This is a genomic window from cyanobacterium endosymbiont of Epithemia clementina EcSB (genome assembly GCF_029919255.1).
Lineage (GTDB): Bacteria > Cyanobacteriota > Cyanobacteriia > Cyanobacteriales > Microcystaceae > Rippkaea.
On the sequence record NZ_CP123991.1, the window covers coordinates 1,073,772 to 1,085,766 of the forward strand.

Below are 11,995 nucleotides of genomic sequence, written 5' to 3' on the forward strand. Positions count from 1 at the left end.
TATCTAATTGGAAGATCTTCTCTCGATTTAAAATTGAAAAGTAGGTTGGGCTTGCCTTCTGCACATTGGGGAAGAATGAGCCTTGGTTCATGGAAAGTGATGATCACAGTAACAAAGTTTGTGTAAAGCTTAAATTATTTTTTTACTTCTAGGGCTTTAATTTGTTCAATGGCTGCGTAAGAACCTTGATCGTACCCCTGTTGTTCCCACAATTGAGCAGCTTTTTTAAAATCGGCAATCGCTTTTCGACTATGGTCGAGATCAGATAAGGCTAGTCCACGGTTGAAATAGACTTCACCATAGTCGGGCTTAAGTTTAATTGCCTCAGTAAAGTCATGTTGAGCCAGATCTGCCTGGCCCAGGTTTAAATAGGCTAATCCCAGATTATTATAAGCAAAAGCATCATTAGGATTAAGTTTAAGAGCTTTCATATAATTGGTGATCGCTTGTTCATCTTTTCCTAGGTGTAAGTAGACGTTCCCTCGATTAACATAAGCTTCAACCAGTTTAGCATCGAGTTTGAGAGCTCGGCTGAAATCCCCTAATGCCAACTCAAATTTCCCTAAGTGGCTATACGCAAACCCCCGATTAAAATAGGCATTAACATCATTGGGATTTTTTTCAACAGCTTTAGTAAAATCTCTAGCAGCCCCTTGAAAATTACCCTGACGGCTTTTGGCAATCCCCTGTTGAACGAATTCAATCGAACCAGTTTTCACTAAATCAGCTTGTTTTTTTTTAGCAGAATTATGGTTACAGGCAATGTTTAAACCTAACAGAAATAGACATATGATAAACAGGTAAACACGAGATTTAATCCTCAAGATAAGAAAGGATTTGAGTGAGATAAAACAAAAAACAGGGGAAGTTGGGAAATTCAAAATGGACTGCTCGAGTGAGTAATTTTAGAAAATTTAGCAATTAACTCCTGATCTATTAAGAACCCCACTCTTGTTAGTCAAGATTTGTATAGTTAAGGCACACTCGAATAATAATTACTGCTGGCAATCATCGTGCGGTGTGTTATCAACTAGACAAATGTGAGAAAACTGAGTATATTAACTTGGGTTATTTGTATGAGGAGTTATCTTCCAATGAAAAAACTGTTGGTATCTACTTTGATGATAGCGTTGACTGCAGCTCCTGGACAGGCTCAAACAGCAACTTATTATTCTTCTCAGTATCACGGCAAAAAAACCGCATCAGGAGTAATATTTAACAATTATCAACCTTTAGCGGCTCATCCTTCCCTCCCCTTTGGTACAAGAGTAAAAGTTACAAACCGCAAAAATGGTAAGAGTATCATTGTCCGAGTTGTAGATCGCTGTCGTTGTAACATTGATTTGTCTCGAGGTGCCTTTCAACAAATTGGTTCTTTGAAATCAGGTAGAATTCCAGTAAGTATTAAAGTTTTACGTTAAAATCAAGCTCTAAACCTTTCTTATCCTATTTTAACTAAAAAAAATTTAGCGCAAATACTCTATCAAGAAGAATAATTTTCTATAAACTTCATGAGTGGTCTTCGTGTATTCGTAGGATAATTAAACTTAGGCAATCAGTGTTAAGTGTTAAGATAACCCATACTTTAATTCTCAAACAAAGTCGCCCAATTACCAACAGAAAGGAGACAATAGTGGTTAGCACAGCATTATTCACAACCACGAAATCAGAAGAAATTTTCACCGCAGCCCAAAAATTAATGCCTGGTGGGGTCAGTTCCCCAGTACGAGCGTTTAAATCCGTTGGTGGACAGCCTATTGTTTTTGATCGCGTTAAGGGAGCCTATATCTGGGATGTAGATGGCAACCAGTACATTGATTATGTAGGAAGCTGGGGACCGGCTATCTGTGGCCATGCTCATCCGGAAGTCATTGCAGCCCTCCATGAAGCTTTAGAAAAAGGAACTAGTTTTGGTGCGCCTTCTTTTCAGGAAAATATCTTGGCAGAAATGGTTATTGAAGCCGTTCCTAGTATAGAGATGGTTAGATTTGTCAATTCAGGAACAGAAGCTTGTATGTCTATCTTGCGTCTTATACGGGCATTTACTCGACGCAATAAGATAATTAAATTTGAAGGGTGTTACCATGGCCATGCTGATATGTTCTTAGTTAAAGCAGGATCAGGGGTTGCAACCTTAGGTTTACCTGACTCCCCAGGAGTTCCTAAAACCACAACTAGAGATACTTTAACGGCTCCTTATAATGATTTAGAAGCGGTTAAAATTCTGTTTGCCGAAAATCCTGATGAAATCGCGGGAATTATTTTAGAACCAGTTGTTGGCAATTCCGGCTTTATAATTCCTGATGCTGGATTTTTAGAGGGTTTACGGGAGCTAACTAAAGAATACGGTTCTTTACTAGTATTTGATGAAGTAATGACGGGATTTCGTTTAGCTTATGGGGGAGCTCAAGAAAAATTTGGTGTTACTCCTGATCTAACCACGTTGGGTAAAATTATCGGTGGTGGTTTACCAGTAGGAGCTTATGGAGGACGTAAGGATATTATGGCAATGGTGGCACCAGTAGGTTCGATGTATCAAGCAGGAACCTTATCAGGTAATCCTTTAGCTATGACTGCGGGGATCAAAACCCTTGAATTGCTACAAAAACCGGGTACCTATGAATATTTAGATAGAATTACCCAAAAACTTAGTGATGGCTTAATCAAACTTGCTCAAGAAGCAGGTCATGCTATTTATGGTGGTCGTATCGGGGCTATGTTCGGACTATTTTTTACGGAAGGACCTGTCCGTAACTACGATGATGCCAAAAAGTCTGATCTACATAAATTTAGCCTTTTTCACCGGGGAATGCTCGAACATGGTGTCTATTTAGCTCCTTCTCAATTTGAGGCTGGTTTTACTTCCTTAGCTCATAGTGACGAGGATATTGCTCTAACTTTAGAGACAGCTCGCAAGGTTTTCGCAACTTTATAAGTTAGAGAATTTTAAAGTTAGAGAGTTTTGATTAGCAGTCAATGATCTAACGGAGTGAGGGGTGCTTTCTCTTCAGTCACTTGTGGTATTGCATCGACTTTCATATTAAATCTAATTTTTATATCTTCTGTTCGTCCCATTTTTCCAACAATTCTGCCTTTCTCAAAAATTCCCAGTTTTTCGTACGTAACTGTTGCAATATCCCAAAGGCTACCTGTCAGGGGAACTAATAAACTCGAAAAAAATAGGGGCCGGTGGGCTTAGTCTGCTTTGATTATTTTTATATAGTAAGTAGTGATTATCTCTACGCTTGTCTTAGGTTCGGCTCGATTTATATTTGTAGTCCATAAAATGGTTAGTCAACACCCAGATAAAAGGCTAGAGAATAGGGTTAGAATGTAGTTTCTACATATCCAGGAATGCGGAAGAAAGAAGCTTTAGAATCCCTTGACTGAATCACGATTGAAGGAGAAGCAAAACTCTATCCCAAATTCTAGGTTTCAACTAACCCCATCTTATAGCTTTGAGACAATTTTGGGATAGAGTTTTGTTGCTAGATAATTAGCAAAAACTTCAACTGTGCGACACTCAAAAATTGGGGTTGCTTGAAAAGAGGCTTCTTAACTCTCCGGGGGAAGATCATTCATCTTAACTACCGTCGGTAAATGGAGTTTCATAGTAGTTAAAAGGTTTTCCCAATCTAACTTAGATAAGTCTACTTTTAAAACATTCAAGATTAAAGTCTGAAGATGGAAGATGAGATGTCAGAAACTCCGGACTTATCTGGGATATCACAGCCAACAGATTTCTTCTATTCACTCAAAAATATGTTTGTCTAACACATTAAATTCTCAATTAATACTACTTCTAACTATATGAAGACTGCCCTCAAAAAAGCCAGCTTTGCAAGTATGAGACTAAATCTTATTACTAGAAGTCTTAAAGATAGTCCCCGTTTTTAATAAAAAATCTCATAGATTTATAACTGATGTGATGAGGCGACAGCTTGACAAATAGTTTTAACTATCTGAAAGATATTCAAGCGTAAATAAAGTGAATTTCCTGAAATTATCGAACAAAAACCAATCATGCCTCAATCTTGACATTTCTAGAAAATGCTGTACCAAACTTAGGTCGCCGAACTTTATTAGTTTGTTTTACCGTTAACTCAATATTTTAGGGATAATGATTTTGATTTCGGATAATAATTAAATCCTTGAGACGACCAATTATAAATAACTCATCATAACGCAAACATCCTAAATCACCTGTTCGTGAAAATGGATTGTTTCCTGTGCTTTGGGTAAATTCCAATAAACTTGAGCAATACTGGAACTCAGTATCCTAATCTCTTGTACTTGATTGGCAAAACATTTAGTTAAGGTTTCAGAGTTAACGATGAGTTTTTTTACTCTGAATCCAGACAATCACAACTAACGATTTTCTAGACATTTTCTTTCTCATCAAGAGTTACTATAATACGATTGTTAGTTAACTTACTCTTGTTAAGGTTAAACACAATTGGTGGATTTTTAGGAGTGTTTTAGAAAAAAACTAAGCGGATTAATCGAAGGTTTGAGTGTAATACTGCGCAGTTTTCTCATTAGATAGAACTCGTCTTAATTAAATTTCAATTGTTACAGTTACCTCTTAACAAGAAGCTTCAATAATATTTGAAACATTCTCTTGATATACGACCGTCGGGACAGATGATAAATTCTAGGATTTACATCAACATGACTTATGCTCGACTAATTTTAGAGCTAGGAAATCAGTTGTTACTCGCGAAATACTAATTTTACCGACAAAATCTATCTCAACAATCTGTATAAACTGCGAAATATAAGTTATTCTTGACTTTTTCTAAGAGTCAAGAGCTATTATTGAGCAATAAAAAAATTATAATAAAAACAGACAAAATCTTTCCAATTGGAAGAGTATCAATTTTTAAGGGAATGAGGATCTAGAGCATCACGTAGTCCATCACCAAGTAGGTTAAAGGATAAAACGGTAAGAACGATCAAAAGGGCAGGTGGCCAAATCAACCAAGGTTGTAGAATTAAAATCGAGGCATTAGTAGCTACTGAAAGTAAATTCCCCCAACTAGGATCTGGTTGTTGAATTCCTAAACCAATGAGACTCAACACAGACTCAGCCACAATGAATCCAGGGACAGCGAGAGTAGCAGAGATGATGATATAGGTGGCGGTTTGAGGTAACACATGACGAACAATAATTCGTCCAGGAGTTGCTCCCATTGCCCTTGCTGCCTGGATGAACTCTTGTTCTTTGAGAGAGAGAACTTGACCTCGAATCACCCTTGCTAGTCCAGACCAACTAATAAGAGAAGTAATGAGAATAATGAGTAAAAATCGTTGTGCACTGCTTAAACTGGGGGGAAGAACTGCCGCTAAGGCAACTAACAGGTAAATTCCTGGAATGGTCATTAATACTTCTACCAGACGCATTAATATCATATCCAACCACCCCCCAAAATAGCCAGAAATACCTCCAACAAGTATACCGAGGGGAAAAGAAACTACAATTCCTACTAAGCCAATAAATAGACTAATTCTTCCGCCAAATAGCAATCGACTGAATTCATCTCGTCCTTGTTCATCAGTTCCAAGGAGGTTAAATTTAGCCTTTCCTACCGCCCCGAATAGATGGCGATTAACAGGTATTCCTGGAAACAGTTCTACTTCTTCAAAAGCGGGAGGTAAAGGAAGGCGAAGTTGAAACAGTTGATAACGGTCACCTTTAATAAACAGACGAATGGGTGTAGGATTTTCAAAATCGACATTTAAAGTCCGTTCTCCTGTTTCCACATCTGTTGGACTTTGAGTTGTGGGGTAAATATGAGGTCCAATAAACTTTCCTTCTGGGGTTGTCCAGTAGATGGGAGTTGGGGGCAACAAAGACCCGTCAACTTGAGAAAGATAGGGATTGTAGGGAGCAATAAAATCCGCTAAAATTACTGAAATATATAAAAATATTAATATAGTTGCTCCAAAACGAGCTAGATGGTTGTTTCTAAGTTTTTGAAACCAGTTCATAAGCACTATAGCTAATCATTTATATGTTGATTGTATAGTGGCTGACTCAATATTTGATTACCGATGATAAGGTCTGGAGACAGGAAGATGGGAAAAATCTTTTACTTTTCGCTTTCTGGAGACAAAGACATTTATCTTGATTAGTTTAGATCTGTCAAGATAAGTGTCTTTAAATAAACACTAAAAAAGATAATTATTTTGTATTTTTATATTTAAATACTCATGGTTAAATTGATATTGCTTTAATTACTCTAAAAAATAGTAATTAAAGCAATATCATAAGTTCTATTTAATGACAAAAACAGTATTTTTCTCTACATTTGCAGTATTGATCAGTTTTATATATCTCTCTGTCTGTTTTTTTACTTGTTATTTTTTTTGTATGTTTTCGTTTATAGACCTTTTTAAAGAAAAAATTACTGATTCTTTCAGAATTTGATTTAACCTTTTTCGCTTTTGTAAGCTAATAGATAATTTTTAGCTATTTAAAATATTTAAATGCTCTTATGAGAGGTCTTTAAGATTGTTATATTTTATTCTTTCTAGGTTATTTTTTTTACCTCTCTGAGAATATCACAATTATTTTCTTCTTTAGAGAATAGAAATATGCAAAGTTTTAGGATGGTTTTAGTAATCAGAAAAGAAGTAATTAAACGGTTGAGTGAGCACTATCAGTTATGCCGACACTTTATAGTGATAATTTACGTCATAAAACAATTAAAGTAGGACAAAAAATTAGAGTATGTCGTTTATTGAAAGAGAATCTTAATACTTTAGATTTATAACTAAAAATAGTAAAGTAAACAGAAGATTACACAGTAACTACTTATAGATAAGAAAAAAATCTATAAAATAAATTACTAACAAAAGTCAACTTTTAAATTTAAAGTTATATTATTACAATAATAACTCAATTATAAAGAAACAATATTACTCGACAGAAGATAAATAATATGTGTAAAAATAAAAATAAATAGAAAAAATATACGAATTTAAAAGATAAGATGAACCAGAAGTATGAATTTCAGAAAAAGCTAAAATAATCGGTAATAAGTTTTAGTTTAAGAATATCAAGTGTGGTATTTATGTACGGATATTTTATCAATATATCCGTATGAACAAATATAGGTTTTTGTTAACAGAGATTTTGGGACTTTTTAACCAGAACTAGAATAGTTTTTACTGATTGTAAGGTAACTGCCACTGTTAGCTTGCCATATTTAAGCCAAAATACTCTAACCGATACCTATAAAAGAGAGCATTCAGTGTCCTTAATACTTTTAACTGAGTGTCGGTTTCCGACCATATTTTTAACTTTTGAGTCTTCATATGCTATTAACTATACAGAATAAATTACGTCTAGTACTGTTTTCTCAGTATAAGCTCTACGACGCTTCTGTTCTTTATGAGAATATTGAGAAATTTATCCTTGATCATTATTTTTGTAAATGTAGAATTAGTTTAAATTTCTAATTCCTTTTATTTTTAATGTACCAAATCTATTTTTTGAGTAGAAATCATCTCATTTCTAAGATATAAAAGTTTTTGTTAACTTATTTTTTTATCAAAAAAATGACGATTATCCTAGAATAATAACGTAAAATAAACTGGTTAAATAGTTTTTCAAAAAAACTTCAAGTTTTAAAATTGACGATAATTTCCAAATCTATAAACTCTCCTTTAAATCTACGTTAATTCATTATTATCCCTTTCTATACTTCTTTAGCATAAAAAGAATATGCCTTTTTATTTCAAAATCTAATTAATATTTTTTAGAAAAAAGATATTTTTTTAAAAATAGTTATTGTACTTATTTTTTACTTATTTAAAAACTTTATTTTTCCAACAAAAATGATATTTACTTGAGATAAATATCAATTTTTCAATTTTTTTTGAGTATTTACCTATTTCATGAAAAAAATATGTCTGTTAAGAATTTAGTCTGTGGCATTTTTATCAGTAAAGTTTAATTTAAACCTTTTTATTTGTAATTCTTGAGCATTTTATCATTTATTTGGGTATTTTTATCTTTATCATTCCTGCACTCACTTATTTATCCAAAAACACTCACACTACAAAATAATTTTCTTATACTTTAATCATAGCAATTTCATCAATTTTTACCCGTTTCAATGTCTGAGATTATCGGCCGTTTTCTATAGAATTATTTCCCTTTAGTTGCACTGGCAAAGTAACGAACAATGGCTATATGAACTCCAGTTTTGTCAAGAAAAACTAGGTCTGAAAGTTTGAGTTTTCCAGGTGTAGTTCAATATTTCCGCCTCAAGGTTTTCACTCTGTATCTGTAAGCTTCCAAGGACTGAAGTGTTTTTTTTAGGTTAACTTAAATTTTTGGAGCAAAGAGCACCTGGGAGGAAGACCAACTGTAACATCTATTTTTTCGCATAAGCGAGTACTTAGTCCCTGTAGAGTCGCATCGTCATCTTATTCTAGCGATTGTTCTACGACATCTATTCTGTCTTAAATTAAAGGAAATTTTCCTCGGCTATGTTGATTCGTATTATTCTTAGTTTCTATTGAGAATATCTATGAAGTATGGCTTTATTTTTTTGCGCAACTAATATTTCTTAGTTTTTTTACTTTAACCTATCCGAACGAAAACTACCTTCGGATTTTAATTGCAATAAAAAACCGCCGTGCCGTTTTACCTCAGTTTATGACCTGGATGGACCAGGTGGGTGCTAACGCCTTTTATTTCTGTTTCCGAGTACAAGCCCGGTTTACTACCACAAAAAGCTGCCGGCTCCCTAAACTTACAAAGCATAGATCAAAAAACTTTATTGGCAGTCACCAACGCGGCAGTTACAACTAATCCTACCATAATTGGAAGAGTTGAGGTTCTCTAGTTATTGCTATTAAGATGAATGCTGCTAGAATTATCCAGTCTCAATCAGCGATCGCGGATGAAGATTCTTATGGTCTCATCTACTTTTCCCTACCCTCCCATCCAGGGTAAAACTCAGATGAGAACGTTTTCCTTGCTTAAACATCTAAATAAACGTCACGATCTTACCCTTGTGACGCAATTCCCCGAGCAGATAATAGAAGAGGATATAAATAGCTTAAGGCAACAGGTTGAAAACTGTATTATTTTTCCATCTGTTAACCGCGAAGCTAATTCGTCAGGGTTTCTTAATAAAGCTAAACAATTAGGAGTCTTTTTCCAACAGGGGACTCCTCCAAGGTTTTTATCCCACTATTCTCTCAAGATTCAAGAATGCTTAGACCAAGCTATAGATTCAGGAGAGTTTGATCTCCTAACCTGTGAAGGAAGTAGCAATGAAATCTATGTGCGTCCTCAGTGGCGGGAAAAATTACCGACACTGATCAATATTCATCGTTCGGTGTGGGGAACGTATAAACATCAAACAAAAACCCAAGCAACAGAATCTGGCTTGCGAAATCAGATTAACTTACCTTTATTACGTCGCTATGAAAAGCAGTATTGTGGTAAATTTTTATCAGTTGTAACAACATCGAAAACTGAGCAAAAACTACTAAAAGATTTAAAGCTAGAAACTCCTGTTACCCTCATCCCCAACGGGTTAGATTTAAGTAGGTTTCCCAAACGAACAGTCAACCAGGGGGGCCAGCGTGTTGTTTTTATTGGAGCGATGGACAAACCTGGAAATATTGATGCAGCGCGTTTCTTCAGTTTGGAAGTTTTTCCGAAACTGCGTAAACGTTATCCAGAAGCTACATTAGAATTAGTGGGAATTCGTCCTGCCCCAGAAGTAAAAGAACTCGGACAAATTCCAGGGATTGCAGTAACAGGTCAAGTGCCTTCAGTGATTGAATATCTTCATTGGGCAACGGTTTGTGTTATTCCTATTCGCAAAAGTACGGGGACCAAAATTAGAAGTCTCCAAACTTTAGCGACAGGTACCCCCCTAGTAGCGAGTGATTACGGTTTAGAAGGATTACCCATTGACGGCACTGGGGTTCCTCTAAGTGCCATGAGGGCCAATGGGGTAGATGAGTATGTCTATGCTATTGGCCGCTTGTTTGAACAACCCAAGTTAAGGGGAAAACTGTCTATCAATGGTCGAGCTTTGGTCGAAAAAGAGTACACTTGGGAACGAACAGGCGAACGTTATGAACAACTCCTAGCCAATTTGACATCATAAACGATTATAATCACCCAATGAAAATTCCTGTTATCTATGCCTATCCTCGTTCAGGAGGAACATTAGTTAACCGATGTTTAGGGAGTATTCCAGGTAATCTTATTTTATCGGAAGTCAATCCCCTAGCTGCCGTCAGTCCTATTGCTTATCAAGCACAACACTGGCTTAGTCTTTTAACCCAAGATCAGGTTAATGATTTTGTCCAAAAACCCTATGGACAACAGATAAACTATTTAGCTACCATATCTCGAAAATTTAACTATCATCTTATTATTCGTGATTGGACTGGGGTAAATTTTATTGAAAATCCCACAGGAGATAACATCTTGACACCGAGTTTCTTATTAGAGCAGGCCATTTATTTATCTCATTACGGACTAACCCCTTTGCCCTTAGTTATAACTCGTCGTGGGGCTGATGTTTATGAGTCGATAACCCGCACCTTTCAACACTTACAGTGTCCGGTTCAACGCTTTGGAGAAATATATCTAAAATATGCTCAGGCTATTTGGAAATATCCGATCTTCCATTATGAACAAATCTGTGAGGATCCTCTAACTCAAATTCATTCGATCTGCGAAATTCTTGACATTAATTACGATCCAACTTTTATCAAGAGATTTCATCACTTTGATCGTTGTACAGGAGATAATCGCTTAAAGCAATCATCAAAAGGTGGACAACTTACTGAGATTAAGTTACTTCCGAGTAATACAGAATCTGAGTCTTATATCGCAGCCAGTGTTGATCGAAACTGTCGGAGGGCAGATAAATTATTAGGTTATGAATGAAACAGAATTGTTAAAAACAGTTTGGGATATACTCGAATCACGAGACCTAACTATTTTAAAAGGGCGTAAAGAATTAAGAGCAATTCAGTATCTCTTACATCAAACCCAATTAAAATTGGCCGACACTATGCAGCGATTAGTAGAAGGTCAAGTTCAACAAAAATCACTTCAACAGACAATTAATGAACGAGAAACACAAATAGAAGATATTGAGAATAAACTAAATATCAGTGAAGAAAATCGACTTTTTTTATTAAAATATATTGATAAATTACAGGAAGAACTTAATAATAGTAAAGCTACTATTATAGGCATGGAAAGTAGTAAATTTTGGCAGTTAAGGACTTATTTTTTGAAACTTAAAAAATCTCTAGGTTTAAAAATAGAAGAGTAGCTTAATATTTTACTTGTTCAAATTTATAGTTTCCCCACTCTATTTCTTCTTGAAACTTTGTGTAAACTTTTTCTTTTAATACTTCATCAAAATAAATAGAATAATGTTTTCGGTTAGATCTATTCCGAACAGGTAAGGGTTGGTAAGGAATATCAATTATTTCACATACTTTTTGAAAATCTTCGTTAAGATGTTCAAATCGCATTAAAAAATCAATATCTTCATCTAGTTTTTTGCGATTAAAATTGATAGATAAGCCTAGTTTTTTTAGTTTTTTTCCTAAAAAAGAGTTTGAAGAAAAAGTAATATATTCTCTTAAATTTGGTACTTCTTCAATTAAATCAATGAAGTCTTGTCTGACCCAATTTTGAATCCCCCGATGGGGTGAAAAATACCAGGAAATCATATGATCGTAAGGATTTCTAATGGTAGCAAACTTAAAAAGTTTTTGATATAGATCAACTTCTAAGATTTCCTGGTAGTGTTTTAGGGTTGAGTGTTTTATAACTTCATATACATCATTTCTAACCTCAAAACGTTCAACTCCATCCTGATGTTCTCCATGAGTCACAATTTTATCTTCAGAATAGTGCTGTAAAACATTCTGAACACTATTTCCTGCTGTTTTTGGAACATGAATAAATAAAAATCGTTTCTGTACAGAAAGCATA

The 11,995-nt window shown here is 34.9% G+C and carries 9 protein-coding genes and 1 other RNA gene; 5 read left to right on the forward strand and 5 right to left on the reverse strand.

Annotated elements, in window-relative coordinates; all coding sequences use genetic code 11:
- Window positions 1-134 precede the first annotated feature (134 nt).
- A complete protein-coding gene (locus tag P3F56_RS03555; RefSeq protein WP_281153417.1) occupies window positions 135-881 on the reverse strand; it encodes a tetratricopeptide repeat protein in 747 nt (248 codons plus the stop codon).
- Between the two features lie 213 nt (window positions 882-1,094).
- Here P3F56_RS03555 and P3F56_RS03560 point away from each other — a divergent pair, with 213 nt between their 5' ends.
- Window positions 1,095-1,421 (forward strand): septal ring lytic transglycosylase RlpA family protein, encoded by a 327-nt coding sequence (locus tag P3F56_RS03560; protein ID WP_281153418.1) that lies wholly within the window; start codon window positions 1,095-1,097, stop codon window positions 1,419-1,421.
- 212 nt (window positions 1,422-1,633) lie between these two features.
- Complete coding sequence (gene hemL / locus P3F56_RS03565; RefSeq protein ID WP_281153701.1) at window positions 1,634-2,935, forward strand: glutamate-1-semialdehyde 2,1-aminomutase; 1,302 nt, start codon at window positions 1,634-1,636, stop codon at window positions 2,933-2,935.
- A gap of 1,176 nt (window positions 2,936-4,111) precedes the next feature.
- Here the strand turns inward: hemL and P3F56_RS03570 are convergent.
- The 3 genes from P3F56_RS03570 to ssrS all read right to left on the reverse strand — a co-directional run bounded on the left by P3F56_RS03570 (window position 4,112) and on the right by ssrS (window position 8,820).
- Window positions 4,112-4,249 carry a hypothetical protein gene (locus P3F56_RS03570; protein ID WP_281153419.1) on the reverse strand — a complete coding sequence of 46 codons (138 nt, stop codon included), beginning with the start codon at window positions 4,247-4,249 and terminating at the stop codon, window positions 4,112-4,114.
- A 626-nt stretch (window positions 4,250-4,875) separates the two neighbouring features.
- Complete coding sequence (locus tag P3F56_RS03575; RefSeq protein ID WP_281153420.1) at window positions 4,876-5,991, reverse strand: ABC transporter permease; 1,116 nt, start codon at window positions 5,989-5,991, stop codon at window positions 4,876-4,878.
- A gap of 2,645 nt (window positions 5,992-8,636) precedes the next feature.
- A non-coding RNA gene (gene ssrS, locus P3F56_RS03580) (6S RNA) lies at window positions 8,637-8,820 on the reverse strand.
- Window positions 8,821-8,927: 107 nt separating this feature from the next.
- Between ssrS and P3F56_RS03585 the strand changes: the two genes are divergently transcribed.
- The 3 genes from P3F56_RS03585 to P3F56_RS03595 are packed head-to-tail and all read left to right on the forward strand — an operon-like array spanning window position 8,928 to window position 11,324.
- Complete coding sequence (locus tag P3F56_RS03585) at window positions 8,928-10,139, forward strand: glycosyltransferase family 4 protein (RefSeq protein ID WP_281153421.1); 1,212 nt, start codon at window positions 8,928-8,930, stop codon at window positions 10,137-10,139.
- Between the two features lie 17 nt (window positions 10,140-10,156).
- Window positions 10,157-10,930, forward strand: a complete 774-nt coding sequence (locus P3F56_RS03590) for a sulfotransferase family protein (protein WP_281153422.1) — start codon at window positions 10,157-10,159, stop codon at window positions 10,928-10,930.
- Window positions 10,923-11,324 (forward strand): hypothetical protein, encoded by a 402-nt coding sequence (locus P3F56_RS03595; RefSeq protein WP_281153423.1) that lies wholly within the window; start codon window positions 10,923-10,925, stop codon window positions 11,322-11,324. Before P3F56_RS03590 ends, P3F56_RS03595 begins: the two co-directional genes overlap by 8 nt.
- A 1-nt stretch (window position 11,325) precedes the next feature.
- Here the strand turns inward: P3F56_RS03595 and P3F56_RS03600 are convergent, their stop codons facing one another.
- Window positions 11,326-11,994 carry a sulfotransferase family 2 domain-containing protein gene (locus P3F56_RS03600; RefSeq protein ID WP_281153424.1) on the reverse strand — a complete coding sequence of 223 codons (669 nt, stop codon included), beginning with the start codon at window positions 11,992-11,994 and terminating at the stop codon, window positions 11,326-11,328.
- Window position 11,995: the final 1 nt, after the last annotated feature.